This window comes from Oceanobacillus sp. B139/18 (assembly GCF_055524595.1).
Genome location: NZ_JBVFXI010000012.1, coordinates 13,063 through 29,282, shown reverse-complemented (window position 1 = coordinate 29,282; position 16,220 = coordinate 13,063). Strand labels below are relative to the sequence as shown.

Annotated in this window: 16 protein-coding genes; 9 read left to right on the top strand and 7 right to left on the bottom strand. The window is 40.2% G+C overall.

Annotated elements, in window-relative coordinates:
* Positions 1-112: 112 nt before the first annotated feature.
* The 5 genes from sigW (at position 113) to glmM (ending at position 5,243) form a co-directional block, all read left to right on the top strand.
* Positions 113-676 carry an RNA polymerase sigma factor SigW gene (gene sigW / locus ACZSMY_RS21800; RefSeq protein ID WP_042531049.1) on the top strand — a complete coding sequence of 188 codons (564 nt, stop codon included), beginning with the start codon at positions 113-115 and terminating at the stop codon, positions 674-676.
* A 15-nt stretch (positions 677-691) separates the two neighbouring features.
* The gene (gene rsiW, locus ACZSMY_RS21795) at positions 692-1,333 is read left to right on the top strand and encodes an anti-sigma-W factor RsiW (RefSeq protein WP_042531051.1); all 642 of its coding nucleotides are present in this window, start codon (positions 692-694) and stop codon (positions 1,331-1,333) included.
* A gap of 485 nt (positions 1,334-1,818) precedes the next feature.
* Positions 1,819-2,640 (top strand): diadenylate cyclase CdaA, encoded by an 822-nt coding sequence (cdaA, locus tag ACZSMY_RS21790; protein ID WP_042531053.1) that lies wholly within the window; start codon positions 1,819-1,821, stop codon positions 2,638-2,640.
* Positions 2,633-3,865 (top strand): CdaR family protein, encoded by a 1,233-nt coding sequence (locus ACZSMY_RS21785; protein WP_465148289.1) that lies wholly within the window; start codon positions 2,633-2,635, stop codon positions 3,863-3,865. Before cdaA ends, ACZSMY_RS21785 begins: the two co-directional genes overlap by 8 nt.
* A 34-nt stretch (positions 3,866-3,899) precedes the next feature.
* A complete protein-coding gene (glmM, locus tag ACZSMY_RS21780) occupies positions 3,900-5,243 on the top strand; it encodes a phosphoglucosamine mutase (RefSeq protein ID WP_042531057.1) in 1,344 nt (447 codons plus the stop codon).
* A 63-nt stretch (positions 5,244-5,306) separates the two neighbouring features.
* Here the strand turns inward: glmM and ACZSMY_RS21775 are convergent, their stop codons facing one another.
* Together ACZSMY_RS21775 and ACZSMY_RS21770 are read right to left on the bottom strand one after the other, a co-directional pair.
* Complete coding sequence (locus tag ACZSMY_RS21775; protein ID WP_212929421.1) at positions 5,307-5,873, bottom strand: NADPH-dependent FMN reductase; 567 nt, start codon at positions 5,871-5,873, stop codon at positions 5,307-5,309.
* 3 nt (positions 5,874-5,876) lie between these two features.
* The gene (locus ACZSMY_RS21770; RefSeq protein WP_465148288.1) at positions 5,877-6,944 is read right to left on the bottom strand and encodes an LLM class flavin-dependent oxidoreductase; all 1,068 of its coding nucleotides are present in this window, start codon (positions 6,942-6,944) and stop codon (positions 5,877-5,879) included.
* Between the two features lie 307 nt (positions 6,945-7,251).
* Here ACZSMY_RS21770 and ACZSMY_RS21765 point away from each other — a divergent pair, with 307 nt between their 5' ends.
* Entirely contained in the window at positions 7,252-9,045 is a 1,794-nt protein-coding gene (locus tag ACZSMY_RS21765) for a S9 family peptidase (protein ID WP_193064934.1), read from the top strand.
* Between the two features lie 58 nt (positions 9,046-9,103).
* Here ACZSMY_RS21765 and ACZSMY_RS21760 read toward each other — a convergent pair whose 3' ends face one another.
* On the bottom strand, positions 9,104-9,697 hold the full coding sequence (locus tag ACZSMY_RS21760) for an AAA family ATPase (RefSeq protein ID WP_193064935.1): 594 nt from the start codon (positions 9,695-9,697) through the stop codon (positions 9,104-9,106).
* A gap of 583 nt (positions 9,698-10,280) precedes the next feature.
* Here ACZSMY_RS21760 and glmS point away from each other — a divergent pair.
* Together glmS and ACZSMY_RS21750 are read left to right on the top strand one after the other, a co-directional pair.
* Positions 10,281-12,083: a glutamine--fructose-6-phosphate transaminase (isomerizing) gene (gene glmS / locus ACZSMY_RS21755; RefSeq protein ID WP_042531067.1), complete on the top strand. Its 1,803-nt coding sequence runs from the start codon at positions 10,281-10,283 to the stop codon at positions 12,081-12,083.
* 494 nt (positions 12,084-12,577) lie between these two features.
* Complete coding sequence (locus ACZSMY_RS21750; RefSeq protein ID WP_042531069.1) at positions 12,578-12,856, top strand: toxin-antitoxin system YwqK family antitoxin; 279 nt, start codon at positions 12,578-12,580, stop codon at positions 12,854-12,856.
* Between the two features lie 98 nt (positions 12,857-12,954).
* On the opposite strand, the gene ACZSMY_RS21745 is transcribed toward ACZSMY_RS21750, so the two are convergent.
* A complete protein-coding gene (locus tag ACZSMY_RS21745) occupies positions 12,955-13,224 on the bottom strand; it encodes a hypothetical protein (protein WP_465148287.1) in 270 nt (89 codons plus the stop codon).
* 520 nt (positions 13,225-13,744) lie between these two features.
* On the bottom strand, positions 13,745-14,161 hold the full coding sequence (gene arr, locus ACZSMY_RS21740; protein ID WP_368901977.1) for an NAD(+)--rifampin ADP-ribosyltransferase: 417 nt from the start codon (positions 14,159-14,161) through the stop codon (positions 13,745-13,747).
* 383 nt (positions 14,162-14,544) lie between these two features.
* On the opposite strand from arr, the gene ACZSMY_RS21735 reads away from it, so the two are divergent.
* Positions 14,545-14,778: a GNAT family N-acetyltransferase gene (locus ACZSMY_RS21735; protein WP_368901978.1), complete on the top strand. Its 234-nt coding sequence runs from the start codon at positions 14,545-14,547 to the stop codon at positions 14,776-14,778.
* Here the strand turns inward: ACZSMY_RS21735 and ACZSMY_RS21730 are convergent.
* On the bottom strand, positions 14,755-15,045 hold the full coding sequence (locus ACZSMY_RS21730; protein WP_052484947.1) for a Uma2 family endonuclease: 291 nt from the start codon (positions 15,043-15,045) through the stop codon (positions 14,755-14,757). The two genes, ACZSMY_RS21735 and ACZSMY_RS21730, sit on opposite strands and share 24 nt — an antisense overlap.
* Before the next feature lie 82 nt (positions 15,046-15,127).
* Complete coding sequence (locus ACZSMY_RS21725) at positions 15,128-16,171, bottom strand: hypothetical protein (RefSeq protein ID WP_368901979.1); 1,044 nt, start codon at positions 16,169-16,171, stop codon at positions 15,128-15,130.
* Positions 16,172-16,220 lie beyond the last annotated feature (49 nt).

Here is a 16,220-nt window from a genome sequence, read left to right as displayed (position 1 = left end):
TTATCGTTAGATATACCCTGTCGGAAAAAAAATAAACATTCTTTTTTAAAATGTGAAACCTTACAAGCGGTTGTTTCGTATAGAGAGTACCGCATAGTGCGGAGGTAATTAGATGGACCAATTTATAAAGAAAAAGATTATAGAAGTTAAAAAAGGAGACCAATCTGCTTTTTCGGATGTTGTATCCTTTTATCAAGATAAAATATACCAGCACTGCTACCGTATGCTGGGTAATAAGCACGAAGCGGAAGATATTGCACAAGAAGCGTTTATACGTGCATATGTGAATATTGATTCATTTGATGAGAGCAGAAAATTCTCTACATGGTTATACCGCATAGCTACGAATTTAACCATTGACCGCATGCGCAAGCGTAAACCGGACTTTCATCTTGATGCAGAAGTAAAAGGGACAGAAGGTTTGGATATGTATTCTCAGCTTGCCAGTACGGAACGTCTGCCTGGAGAAGAAGTGGAAAGCAGAGAACTGCAGCGGTATATTCATCATGAGATTTCTCAGCTTCCTTCTAAATACCGGAGTATTATCATGCTCAGGTACCTGGAAGAATTTTCACTAAAGGAAATCAGTGAAATTCTTGATGTTCCTCTTGGTACGGTAAAAACGCGGATTCATCGTGGAAGAGAGGCCTTGAGAAAGAGGCTTCGACATGTGTAAAGGAGCGTGCTTGATGTGAGCTGCAATAAAGAGTATATAAAAAAAATGCATGACTATTTAGATGGGGATATTTCCGCAGAAGAAGAAAGCTTACTAAGAAGGCATCTGGAGGATTGTGAAGATTGTCAGAAGCATTTTCATGAGCTTCATCGAACCATTGCTTTAATAAAAAGTGCGGAACGGATGGAAGCCCCGGTTGGTTTTACAGAAAATGTTATGAATAAATTGCCGACAGAAAAGAAATCGGTAAAGTATAAGCGCTGGTTTAAACATCATCCAATCCTTGTTGCAGCAGCTATTTTCTTCTTGTTGATGATAGGCAGTCTTTCCTCCACTTTTAATCAAGGAACGGATCAGCTTGTTGTTTCTGCACAGGAAGAGCTTGTCGTTGATGGAGACACCGTGATTGTGCCGGAGGGTGTCACTGTTTCTGGAGATGTCTACGTGAAAAACGGTGATTTATTAGTGCTTGGAACGGTGGACGGCAATGTTACCTTGTTTAATGGAGAGCTTTTAGACGGCGAATCGGAGCTGGAAGGCGGCGGCCTGATGGCCTCTGCAGGAGGAGTCAACGGAGAACTGGAAACCGTAGACCAAACGTTTGAGTGGATATGGTATCATATAAAGAATTTCTTTAAAGGATTATTCGCATTTTAAGATAAAACAATGAAAAAAGGAGCGAGATGATGTCGCTCTCTTTTTTTGGGCGAAAGAAACTGTCATAATGGAGTAAAACATAGCTGCTCCATCAATTATGAAAAAACAGCTGGTTCAGGGTATTGGAGTGGTCAAATTTGGCAGGATTTCTACACACACACATTTTAATGGTGTTCCATTTTCTAAAGAAAATAAAAAACTACAGACAGGTCTGTTTTTACAAATTTATGATATAATAATTATCGACTGTAATTCATAATAGTTCATGATAATATAAAACGAAACTTCATTCAGCGGGAATTTATTCTTTCCCTCCGCTGAAGGATTCAGAGAGCTGCATCACGTTATCTTCTGCTTAAATAAATCGAGTTTCATTCTCTATTTAAAGGCGGGAATTTTACGGCTGGTTCTCCGAGAGAAATAATTGCTTTTAAGATAATGTTTAAAACAAACAGGTAATTCTATTGGGTAAAGGATGTGTGCACATGCTTGATGGGGGATTTGACTTTTTAGATCTGCTGCGAATTGGCGTTGATATCGCTCTCGTCTGGTATGTATTATATAAATTAATCATGCTGATCAGAGGTACAAAGGCTATTCAGCTATTAAAGGGAATAGCAGTTGTAATGGTTGTGTGGGGAGTAAGTATGCTGTTAAACTTACAAACCATCCAATTTATCACAGGCCAAGTTATTAATTGGGGAGTTATTGTAATTGTTATTTTATTCCAGCCGGAATTACGAAGAGCACTGGAACAGCTGGGGCGAGGGAATATCTTCGCCAGATCGGGAAGCTCTGCTGAAGAAATTATTCAAAATGAAATTGAGGCTATTGTTACATCTTGTAATTATATGGGTAAAAGAAGAATTGGTGCGCTTATCTCCATTGAAAGAGAAACAGGAATTGGGGATTATGCGGAAACCGGGATTCCAATCAACGGAAAGCTTACTCACCAGCTTCTGACAAACATATTTACACCAAATACACCGCTTCATGATGGGGCAGTAATTATAAAAAATGAAGAGATCACAGCTGCGGCTTGTTACCTGCCTTTATCCGAGAGTCCATTTATCTCCAAGGAATTAGGAACAAGGCACCGTGCCGCAATGGGAATAAGTGAAGTAACAGATGCGTTAACGATTGTTGTTTCTGAGGAAACAGGTGCCGTCTCTTGTACAAAAAATGGAGAGCTGCATCGTGATATCGATGAAGAAAAATTAAGAGAAATGCTTTTAACGCATTTATCAATCGTCCCGAAAGCCTCTGACAAAAAATCATGGAAACGGAGGACTGGTAAGCGTGGATAATTGGTTTAAGAGTAAGTGGTTTGTCCGTATCCTTTCCTTAGCTTTTGCGGTAACACTCTATGCTTTTGTCAATGTGTCCGAAACACCAAATTCCGATTCAACATTTTCTGGTTCAACCACTTCCACAGAAACCTTGGAACAAATTCCAGTAGATATCCGTATTGACCGCGACAGCTATGTTGTCAGTGATGTTCCAGAAGAGGTCGATGTTACTTTACAAGGGAATCGAGGCAGTATGACACCGTATATACTTCAACGTAATTTTGATGTATACGTCGACTTAGAAGGCTTAGAAGAAGGAACGCATGTTGTTGAACTGCAGCATAATATAGCAGGAGATGTGGAAGTATTTATTGAGCCGAAAACAGCAGAAGTCACCATTGAAGAACGGGCATCTCAAGAGTTTACTGTAACTGCTGATCTGATTAATCAAGACCTGATGGCAGATGGTTACGAAGTGGTCGATTATAGAGTCGATCCGGAAACGATAACGATAACAAGCTCAGCGAGCGTCATTGAATCGATTGGCTCTGTAAGGGCTTATGTGAATATGGAAGGTGTCGATGAGTCAATTAACAATCGGGAGCTTCCGATTAGTGTATATGATATACAAGGAAATGAATTGAATGTCGGATTAGACCCTGAAAGTGTTCAGGTCTCCGTAGAAGTCGACAATCCAAGCAAGTCTGTACCACTGTCTGTAGAGACAACAGGTGAGCTGGAAGAAGACCTTGAGCTGGACTCTATTTCTCCAAATGAAGAGGAAGTGGAGATTTACTCTCAAAGTGACGTGCTGGAGGATATTTCAGAAGTGACTACCGAGCCGCTGGACTTATCCGAGATTGAAGAATCCGGCACAGTTGAAGTACCGCTTGATTTGCCTGAAAACGTGCAAGCACCGGAGACGGAAGAGGTAGAAGTTACGGTAGAAGTAGAAGGAACAAATGTAATCGAGAATGTAGCTTTAGAAGAAGAAGGCTTAGCAAATGGATTGGAAGCATCTTATGCAGACCCTGCATTAGAAGTAGAAGTGACAGGGGATGCCTCGGTGGTAAATGGTTTAACGGCAGATGATATCAACGCCGTACTGGATTTATCTGATTTAGAATCAGGAGAGCATGAAGTGCCTATTGACATTGAAGCTCCTGAAGATGTCACTGCCACAGGAAATGTGGAAGAGGTCACGGTGGAAATAATCGATCCGGCTGAAACAGCAGAAGAATAGTTGTATATTGTATGGTCAAAGGAGAGATATAATAATGGGTAAATTTTTTGGAACAGACGGTGTCAGGGGAGTAGCAAATGAAGGGCTGACTCCTGAAATGGCATTTAAGCTCGGTCGTTTTGGCGGATATACGTTAACAAAAGGCAGTGAAAAGCCACGCGTTTTAATCGGCAGAGATACACGTATTTCTGGACATATGCTGGAAGGCGCGTTGATTGCAGGACTTCTGTCAACAGGCGTAGAAGCAATGCGGCTGGGTGTTATTTCAACGCCGGGGGTCGCTTACTTAACAAAAGCAATGAGCGCGCAGGCAGGGGTGATGATTTCTGCATCCCATAATCCTGTAGAAGATAACGGGATTAAATTCTTCGGCTCAGATGGATTTAAGCTGACAGATGCTCAGGAAGCGGAAATTGAAGCTTTATTAGAACAAGAAGAGGATGATCTGCCTCGCCCGACAGGCGCTGGTATCGGATCAGTGAGTGATTATTTTGAAGGCAGACAGAAATACCTGTCCTTCTTAAAAGATACGATTGATAACGATTTTGACGGAATACGTATCGCTGTAGATTGTGCACATGGAGCAACATCCAGCCTGGCTACACATCTATTCGCAGATTTGGAGGCTGACATTCATTCCATGGGCTCTACACCGAACGGCCTGAATATTAATGATGGTGTCGGTTCTACACATCCGGAAGGACTACAGCAATATGTGCTGGATAAAGAAGCGGATGTCGGACTGGCTTTTGATGGAGACGGTGATCGCTTGATTGCTGTGGATGAAAAAGGAAACATCGTGGACGGCGATAAAATCATGTTCATCTGCGCAAAATACCTGAAAGAAATTGGGATGCTTCGTAAGGACACTGTCGTATCCACTGTCATGAGTAACTTAGGCTTTTATAAGGCATTAGAAGAAGCTGGTCTGAAAAGCGATAAGACGGCAGTCGGTGACCGATATGTTATGGAAGAAATGCGTAAAAACGACTATAACCTAGGCGGGGAACAATCCGGCCATATTATCTTTTTAGATTATATTACGACAGGAGACGGTCTGTTATCTGCATTGCAGCTTGTGAATGTAATGCGTGAATCAGGCAAGACCTTGTCAGAACTGGCAGACGAAATGACTATTTTCCCGCAGACATTGATTAATGTTCGGGTTACAGATAAGAATGAAGCATTGACCAGTCCAATCATCTTAGATGAAGTACAAGCTGTTGAAGAAGAACTGGGAGAGAATGGACGCGTTTTAGTCCGCCCATCTGGAACAGAACCGCTTGTGCGTGTCATGGTAGAGGCGAAGACAGAGGAAGATTGCCAGACCTATGCAGAACGAATCGTAAAAGTCATTGAAAATCATTTAGGTGCTTAATAATATCATGTACCTAAAGTAAAAAAACGCATGGATGTACCCATCCATGCGTTTTTTTAACTTCTAGAATCCATAGGAATCCTCTTTCTTTTTCCGGATGATTTCGTTGGCTTCATACGTGTCCATGGTATCCTCAATCAAACGCTCTAATCGAATGAAGACATCGTCATCGACGATTTTCTTTTGTTGAAAGCTCTTTTCCTCAACATAAACAAAGGTTTGTACTATTTGTGCTTTCATATAGGATAAAGTTGGTTTTAATTGATGATCAGCAACTAAATAATGCTTGGAAGAGCCTGCGGTTACGAAAAAGCTTACGGTCTTATTCTGAAATGCCCCGACAGGAAGCAAATCAAAAATATTCTTTAAGCTTGCCGGAATCGATGCCTGGAAGACAGGCGTGCCGATAATCATCACATCTGCCTCCATCACCTGCCTGGTGACCCAGGCGGTGTCTCCGGAATAATCGAGATAGTTCCGGCCGTCACTAAATTGCAAATCATAATCTTTTAAATCAATCAGCTGAAAATCTGCTTCTGGATATTTTTCAGCAATTTCTTTTGCTACAGCATCCATGACTGTCCGTGTTTTTGAACCGACAATGGAGCCGGATAAACCAATGATCTTCATGTGCTAATCCTCCTGATTCATGCCAGTGTGCTTACGAATGGCAGGCAAAATTTTCGTGCCAATCATTTCAATATTCTTAGCCAATTGTTCAAATGGAACGCCACCAAAGTCCATTTGCGCTAAGTAGCGCTGATGTCCAAACAGCTCATGCTGATAGAGAATTTTTTCAATAACCTCCTGCGGACTGCCGACATTGATGACACTGCGCTTATCCTTTGCTTGTGCAAATGCCTGCTTTGGAAATCCTTGTCCATTCGTCAGCTTCATTCCTTCATTGATATAAGGGTACATTTGCTGCAGTGCCTCCTGGCTTGTTTCTGCCACATGGAAAAAACCGGTGGCGCCGACAGGAAGATCGTCAGTATGATGTCCGCTTCTTTCAGCTGTTTCCCGATACGCATCAATAACATTTTTAAAAGCGCTGGCCGGTCCGCCAAGTGTTGCCAGCATCATCGGTACCCCGGTATAGCCTGCCTTCATTGCACTGGCCGGGGTTCCGCCAACTGCACGCCAGATGGGCAGTGTATTATCTTTCGGGCGGGGCAGCACATGGGCATCTTTTAAGGGTGCACGATAGTCCCCTTCCCAGCTGAGCCTTTCCTTCTCATTAATTTGCAGCAGCAAATCAAATTTTTCTTCATATAACGCTTCATAATCCTGTACGTCATATCCTAATAATTCAAATAGCCCGATTCGGGAAGCTCTTCCGGCAATAATTTCGGCACGTCCATTCGAAATTAAATCAATCGTAGCAAAATCTTCATAAACCCGAACGGGGTCAGAAGTGCTGATAATCGTTGACGAGCTGCCCAGCTTGATGGTTTCTGTCGCCTGCGCAATCGCCGCCAATACCACGCTGTGTGCCTGCGTAGTGAAATAATCCTGATGACTTTCTCCGACACTGAAAAAATCTAACCCTGCTTGTTCTGCCAGCTTTGCTAATTCGATAATTTCCTGAAGACGCTGCTGTGCCGAAATCCGTTTTCCGGTGAAAGGGTTGGCCAGATGGTCTCCCAGTGTATAGAGCCCAAATTCTAATCCTTTCTTTTGGTCAATGCGATATTGTTCCATACCTATGCTCCTCCATTGTTTTAGATTTTAAGGTTAAACCTATCTATTAAAAAATGTATTTGAAGTAAATTGCTTTGGGGAGGAAGTGAGCTACAGGCAGATAGGAAAATGGCGTGTTATTTTCTGCATGTATCGTCTCAAATTCTCCTCTCTATATCACTTTACTATTCAAATGATAAAATGACAATCAAAGTAGCTTGAATTAAAGATAGTTTTGCTGTTCCGCACGGAAAGGCCAGAGTGTATGGTGTATTTTATAAATAGTGGTATAATATAGAAAATACAGATAAAAGGGAGTGCGGGCAGAATGATAAAATTTCCAAAACCGAAAGTAGAACAGTTCTTTTATACGTATAGTATCGATCATTTCCAAGTGAGCAAAGATGAACAAAAGCTGGTATTTTCAACGAACTTGAGCGGTAAACGTAATTTATGGGCATTAGACTTGAGTAAAGAGCATGCGTATCCATTTCAGTTTTCTCAAAAGGATGAATCCTCCTCATTTATTCAGTTTGATCCAAATGGGAAGTATGTTTTAACAAGCTTTGATGCAGATGGGGATGAAAATTATCACATTTACGCCCTGCCTCCAGAGGGCGGATTACCGCAGCCGCTGATTACGGGAGCAGAGGACGAAAAATACTTGTTTGCACACCTGAGCAAGGACGGAAAACGAATTTATTATAATACCTCTAAAAATAATCCGAGCTTTTTAAACACACATGTGCGCCATCTGGATACAGATAAAGATGAGCTGATAGCAGAGGGAGAAGGAGCGCCGACTACACTGGCAGGTGTATCGGAAGATGAAGAGACACTAATATACGAAAGCGTGTTTGCGAACACGTATAATAATATATTCATCGAAAAAGAGGAAGAGAAAATCTATCTTACTCCTGATCCGAAAAAAGTGCATGTATCCTATGATCCAGTTTTTACGGATAATCACAGCATTTATTTCCCGACGGATTATGAAGGCGAATATATGTATTTAGCCAAGTATGACATGAAGCAAGAGACGTTTTCAAAAGTTCTTGAGCTGGAGGAAGAATCGATTGAAACCGTAAAATATGATAAATCATCCGATTCATTGTATGTAGTGACAGAAAAGGGTGTTGTCGATAAGCTTTATCAGTATAAAATAAAATCAGGAGAGCTGAAAGAAATCACAAAGCCTTTTGATTTGATTGATCAGGTGACTGTAACAGAATCAGGGGCAGTATATCTCCTTGGAGGATCCGCAGTAAAGCCGGATAACATTTATCGTCTGACAAATGGTGAGAAATGGGAGCAGCTCACAGATAATCGTGTTCTGGGTGTATCGGAAGAGGAGCTCGTGGATCCTGAAATTGTGACCTATGCTTCATTTGACGGGATGGAAATCGAATCACTTCTGTTCAGGGCAAAACCGGAAAATGCCAATGGGTATACCGTTTTTTGGCCGCATGGCGGACCGCAGGCAGCAGAACGGAAATTTTTCCGTGCGATGTTCCAAAGCATCCTCAATCGCGGCTATCATATTTTCGCACCAAACTTTCGCGGGAGTACAGGCTATGGTTCCTCTTTTGTGAAACTCGTCGAGCAGGATTGGGGGCATGGACCGCGCCTCGATAATGTGGAAGGTATCAAATGGCTGTTTGATCAAAAGATTACGGACCCGGATCATCTATTCTTAGTAGGAGGAAGCTACGGCGGTTATATGGCGCTGCTCCTGCATGGACGTCATCCAGAATATTTTAAAGCAGTGATTGATATCTTTGGCCCGTCCGACTTATTTACCTTTGTCAATTCTGTACCGGCGGATTGGAAGCCGATTATGGAAAGATGGCTAGGTGATTCAGAGCGTGATAAGGAGCGCTTTGTAAATGATTCTCCAGTGACTTATTTGGAAACCATGACAAAGCCGATGCTGGTTATCCAAGGTGCAAAAGATCCGCGTGTGGTGAAGGAAGAATCAGATCAAATTGTCCAAAAGCTGCAGGATAAAGGCCGCGATGTGGAGTACCTGGTGCTGGAGGATGAGGGGCACGGATTCTCTAAAAAAGAGAATGAGATTAAAGTGTATAAGCGGATGTTAGATTTTATGGAAAAGCATAAGTAGAAAAAACATCAGTGAAGCTGCGAATGGGATAGCTTTGCTGATGTTTTTTGTTTATAAATTATCGAATATGTTTTATCTGTGTTGTTATCCGGTCCAATCGCTTTTTTAGATTGGAGCGGTTATCTTCTTGTAATACTAAATTGGCTTTTGCTGCAAGGATTTCTACAACGCCGTCAATGGATAAATGGTCTGTCTGTATTTTTTCTCCAAATGCGTCATCAGCTAAACGTGTTATACATCGGTCCATTTGTCTGAAGCTCCATGAATTCTTTCTTTCCAGCCGTTTCTTTAACCGGCGTTCAATGACTTCTTTTGATGCGGATAAAACGAACGGATATAATTGGATTTCTTCTGATTCCAAACTTCCGGTAATTTCTTTAAAATAAAGCTTATCTGTGATTGTCATTGGAATAATAATTGGCTCTTTATCGTTTTCAGCGATATACTTTATGGTCTTGCAATTAAATTCTCTCCACATTTCATAATCTTGAAAGTCATTCTTTCTCAACGTGTCAGGCAAATTCTGATTTAGGAAGAAACCAATATTTTCTGGGTCGTACACGAAGGAGTTTTCCAGTCTTCTGTGAAGCTCATATGCTGTTTGTGTTTTTCCTGCTCCAAAAGCACCGTTGATCCAAATAATTTTTGTCATGGGGAAGCTCCTTTTGTCAGGTGAGGTTTTAAAATTTTCTTTAAAGTCTTTTCATTTATTTTTCATTATATCACTCTGCTTCACCCCTCTTCAAACCTTCTCCCATCCACTTCTGTAAGGCGGATACCTCCCGTCACTTATGGATATTCTGCAACATTTTAGAAGGATTTCATAAACTATCTTATCGGAAAGCAAGAAAAAGGTTGACCTTGAATACGACTTTCCGATAGAATATAGAAAGTTCTTGTTTTCCAAATGAAAGAAGTCCGTTTAACAAGAGCAAATAAAAGGAGAGAGGAGCAGAGAAACACGAAAGGAAACTATAATAACAAGCGCCAGGACTATTCTACGGACGGTCAGGAAGAATAGTTGACGAGGTCGGGGGTTATCGAATTATTCGGCGGGTGCCTCCCAGCTGTCCATCGCAGCTGCTGCTTTATCTTTAAACCATCAGGGTGACTTGATGAACAAAGAGATAAAGAATGATGTCTATAAAAACTAACACGAGAAAGGGGCAGAACAAGGCCCCTTCGCTTCGAATCGGTCTTTTGTCTCTGCCCCTTCAAACAAGGAGGACATCGACATGTGCGGAATCGTCGGTTACATTGGACAAAATGATACGAAAGAAATTTTATTAACAGGCTTGGAAAAATTAGAATATCGCGGATATGACTCTGCAGGTATTGCGACTTTAGGGGAAGATGGCGTACACGTAACAAAGGTAAAAGGACGTATCGCAGCGTTACGCAAAGAAGTAGATAACAGCAAGGATGCGACTATTGGTATCGGTCATACGCGTTGGGCGACGCATGGTGTGCCAAGTGTGCAAAACGCACATCCACATCAGAGCTCAACAGAACGTTTTACCATTGTGCATAATGGGGTTATTGAAAACTATGTAGACCTGAAGAAGGAATATCTGGAAGATGTTGACTTTGTAAGTGAAACAGACACAGAGGTTATCGTACAGCTTATTGAAAAACTTTATGAAAAACATAAAAATACCAAAAAAGCATTTGGTGAAGCAATGAGCCTGCTGAAAGGTTCTTATGCTATTGGTCTGATTGATGCAGAAGATCAGGAAACTTTATATGTATCCAAAAATAAAAGTCCGCTATTGGTTGGTTTAGGCGAAGGTTTTAACCTGATTGCCAGCGATGCTATGGCGACGTTGAAAGAAACAAACGAGTACTTGGAAATCTATGATAAAGAAATTGTTCTTGTCAATCGAAGCTTTGTAGAAGTGCAGACATTAGATGGAGAAGTTATCAACCGCGAGCCGTTTACAGCGGAAATCGATGCAAGTGATACAGAAAAAGGAACGTATCCTCATTTCATGCTGAAAGAGATCGATGAACAGCCAATTGTGATGCGCAATATTATTCGTGAATATCAGAATGAAAAAGGCGAATTAAAGCTAGAAAAAAATATTCGTAAAGCCATGCAAAAAGCAGATCGCATATATATTATTGCAGCAGGAACGAGCTATCATGCCGGATTAGTTGGAAAAGAGTTTCTAGAAAAGCTTTCTAATATCCCTGTAGAAGTACATGTTGCAAGTGAATTTTCCTATAACATGCCACTGCTATCTGAAAAACCTTTATTTATCTTTATTTCCCAAAGTGGGGAAACTGCAGATAGCCGTGCTGTATTAGTTAAAGTAAAAGAATTAGGACATCCAGCACTGACATTAACAAATGTGCCTGGATCAACCCTTTCTCGTGAAGCAGATTATACCTTGCCTTTACATGCTGGACCAGAAATCGCTGTTGCTTCCACAAAAGCATATACAGCACAAATTGCTGTTTTAGCGGTTCTTGCAGTAGATACAGCAAGGGTAAAAGGTATTAAATTAGATTTTGATCCATTACAAGAGTTGGCTATCGTAGCGAATGCAATGGAAATCATTACGAACCAAAAAGAAGAGCTGGAGCAGTTAGCAAGAGATTATTTTGCGACAACACGCAATGCTTTCTTTATTGGCCGCAGTACAGATTATCATGTTGCGCAAGAAGCAGCATTGAAGCTGAAAGAAATCTCCTATATCCAAGCAGAAGGCTTTGCTGGAGGAGAGTTGAAGCATGGTACCATCGCATTGATTGAGGATGGTACGCCAGTTATTGCTTTAACTACACAAGAAAATGTAAACTATTCTATTCGTGGAAACGTGCAGGAAGTGGTTGCACGCGGGGCAAATGCACTTATTATCAGCTCAAAAGGCTTAGAGCAGGATGAGGATGCTTTTGTACTGCCGGCAGTGCATGAGCTATTGACTCCATTGGTAAGTGTGATTCCAATGCAGCTTCTGGCTTATTATGCAGCATTGCATCGTGACTGTGACGTGGATAAACCACGGAATTTGGCGAAGAGTGTTACGGTGGAATAAGTGGAGATATTCATTATTTCTGTTTGTGTCCCAATAGAAAATTAATATTCCCAAACCCGAAGGCCTTTCTGATATATTTCTACTGTGCCTTCGGGTTTTTTTTATGTCCAAATCCCGTAGAAAATTCAAAATTAACCACGCTTCATGTCTTCACCTTTTCCGGTGGGCACATGGTAGAGAGCGCGTAATTTGTATGATATACTTCAATAAAAAATTAATATATCCTGGCTTCATCCTGTGGTATGCCTTGCTATTTTGCCAGAACTCTTTATTTTAACTGAAATTGCGGAATACGGGTTTGTGGTAGGCGGTTTAAGGGATTCTCGTTTTATTATACGTAGGAACAAAATGGAATTTAGTGTATTTCTTCTGTGATTTACAAGATAAGAATGCATACAAAAAGAATTGGGATGAGGCTTTTAGTGTCTTTATTTTTAAGATGAATAAGTTTTGGGAAAGGAGATATTAATTTTGAAAGTTAACGGAGGTCCATTATGGAGAAAAAACAGTGCGATATAATACAGCCAAAGGGTGTTAAGGAAAAGAAACTAGAAGTGATTGACGGGTTCACGATAAAGTATCATGCAAACGGAAAAACTATATGGTCAAAGGGGAAAATGATTGGAGATCAGCCAGAGGGCTATTGGGAATGGTATCGTGCAGATGGAACCATAAAACGTTCAGGGTATTTTGGAAATGGGGAGCCTGTTGGTGAGTGGATCACTTATGACAGCAAAGGCGAAAAATACAAAACGACTAATCGGGACAAGTAAAGGGTACTGTGCTCTGTCAAGTAGATAGTGAAAAAACAAAAAATCTATGCAACAGGCTGGTACCGATATTTCTTTTACGTATATTGCGAACCAGAACCCTATGCAACAAAGGGCGGCATCTGGGTTTGCTTCCAAGGCTGCTTTGATGTTTCCATGACCAGCTCATTATTGTTATAGTAACCCGCCTGATAGGCAACGGTAGGACCATCATAAAGGTCTTTGATGACACTTAGATATGCTTTATTAATCAAGCTGTATTCTAAGTGTTTGATATCTGTTACCCATTTTTGATTTGATGGGTCTGCTGTAAATTCCTGATCAAGAATATTTCCTCGATATTGACATAGCTTGTTTTGTGGAGTAACCATTGGAACGGTGTATAATTGATTTTAGGTCTAACACAATCATTAATCGACGAATGCACTTCAGAATATACCCATAGCGGGATACCTTTAAAATGTTGCATAACAATTGAATAGGGATACCTGCTTCTTTATGATATTCATGAACCGCTTCAAATGCAGGAAGTTGTCTCTCTAATGGTTCTACTCTCTCCTGTCGGTTTCCTCTAACTTTTTTAGGAGGCCATTTTTTGTCTCCAAATACTGATTTTACGGTGTTCCAGTTCCTTGATTTGAAGCTCTAATTTCTCTTCTTCCATCAGATTTGGCTTGGATTCTAATGTCTTTCCACGACAATTTTGAAAGTCCTGTTCTCCATTTTTCTTATATTTACGAACTCAGAAATGTGATGTGAGAGCATGAGAGAGAAGCGGTGCTGGGTGGAACGTTAATTTTATATAGGGAAAATAAATTTATTGAAATTAAGCCCCTCAATTGGAGGCTTAATTTTTGGTTTACTTGGGTCATGCTTTATAAATTTTAAGGCTTAATCGTATATTACATTTTTTCCTTCTTCCGTCAGCTTTTTTAAAGATGTAAGCATATGATTTATTTCTTCATCGGAATGTCTTTGCCAGGAACCTAATTCAGCTATTATTTTTAAAGGGGATTTAGATCTATAAGAACGTGTGGGGTTTCCAGGAAACCTTTTGTCAGTTAAGTTCGGATCATTTTCAAAATCACCCAAAGGTTCTACAATATAAATTCTTTCTTTTGATTTAGATGTTGCTAATTCAGCGCCCCATTTAGCAGCATCTAATGTTGCAGTAAAATATATATGGTTAGATTTTTTGTCTTGGTAATTTGATAAGAAATGTGGTTCTAATAAATCTCCAATTTTTAATTTTGTTTTAGTACCATGGAAAAAAGGACCCAAATCTAAGACATCTTTTTCGTTATTCATACGGAAACATCCCCTCGTATTTTAGGCTTGTATATAATAGTATAGTCTCGGAATTTTAGAAAGAATAGTCTATAAATAATTTAGAAAGAATAGTATAATGAAAGTAGAGAGAATGAAGTGCGTATATAAAATTAACGTTTCTTATAAAAAGTAACATTCCCAAACTTGAAGGTCTCCCCGGTATATTGCCGCTGGACCTTCGGGTTTTTTATGTTTAATTTCGTTGGGAAATCCATCAGCAGGAACGTAATTTTTCTATGACAAAGATTGGGGAAGCGGTGTGAGAGTAATGATACAAATAAGTTTTTGAATTATATTCTTACTCATTATATAGTTAAGGGAATTTACCTCCTTGGGCAATTGAATACAAAGAAATTAAGAAAGTGATAAGAACCATAGATTTTGTTGCCTGGCCAACTTTTCATTATAGGGATGAAACAGGATTTATATTATCAAAGGATTATTGGAGAAAAGGTTTAATCGTTGAAGCTGTTTCTAAGGTAATTAAGTTTAAATTTGAAAATATGGAAGTAAATAAGATTGAGGCATCGTGTATGGTTGAAAATACGCAATCTCAAAGAGTTCTTCAAAAATTAGGGGTTACATGTCACAAATAAGTCGGGAACAACCCTTTTATTTTTATTATGATCATTCCCGCTTTGTTCAAACAGGACATCCGTTGGTGCGGAAAATACTTCGCAACCGCTATTTTTTAATAAGTTATGAAGTTCACCATGAAGAAAAGAAGCCATTCTTTGATGTGTTATGCTTGGAGAAGGAGAAATGTAAATAATTCCATCGATATATTCTAATATCTCATCGGTTTGTTGTCGTTTCTCTTCAAATGCTTCATAGGTGTTGAAATTCCTATCTGATACAAGCAATTCAAGCACCATCCTTATTTGAAGTATAAGCGAATTCATATTAAAATAAAATGAAATATCTATTTACTTTATTATCCCTGCTTTATTTCTCAGGCATTCTTTTAATCAATAACCACAACAGAAAGAACAACCCCAGATAACCAAACAACGGGTACAATACCGACAGTAATTTTCCATATCCCACCTGGCTGATTAAAAAGACAACAAACAGAATTACCAGGACAGCATGTTGATAACGAAGACGAAATGCCGACTGCAGTTGTCGTGTGATTCCAAACACATTCCCGACCACTGTATTGAAAATCTCGCCGTAAATAACGATTAAGAACAGAATATGAATAAGGGCTCCGAAATGTTGGACAATCTCGGCCATCGGTATTTCATAAGGAAATGTTTGCGGAAAGACGGACAATGAAAAATGGATTAGTAATAGGATGAAAAATAAAGCCATTCCACCCAAAAATCCGCCCCAGCGTAAAACGTGTTCATCCTGAATTTCCTTTCCCAATGGTACAAGAACAACCTGTGCTGTCATCAGATTAAATGCTGCATAGGCAAAAGGAGAGCCTGCCCAAGAAAGGTTGTCCGATAACTGAACAGGTAGGAGTTTTTCTGCCAGCAGATACGGATGCTCTCCCGCGATAGAGCCTGCTACAAACAGGACGAAAAGAAGCATTAGTGGCACAATATAGGAGTTGATGGCAAATAATCCATTTAATCCTTTCATGACAACGATATAAGAGAGAATGAGTGTAAGGATCACTCCTAATTGAAATGGAAGACCGAGCTGTTCATGAAATACAGCGCCAGCCCCGGAAAGCATGACAGAAGTGACGCCAATAACAACGAAGAAAATAAAAAGATTAATCACTTTGGCAATCTTTCTTCCAAAGAGATATTCATTTAAATCCTGGTAAGAATAGGCCCCAATTCGGGCTGATATAATCATTATTTTAGTTCCAATCAGAATAAACAAGACTCCGCTGATTGCAATGCCGACGGTCCCTAAAGCTCCATAGACACTAAAAAACGTAACAATTTCTTTCCCTGAAGAAAAGCCTGCCCCAATAACCGTTCCAACATATGTAGCTGCTAACAGCAATATAGAAATTTTTCGATTCCGCATCACGCCACCTCCTCATCATTTCTATGATTAGGAGGACGAGTAAATACCA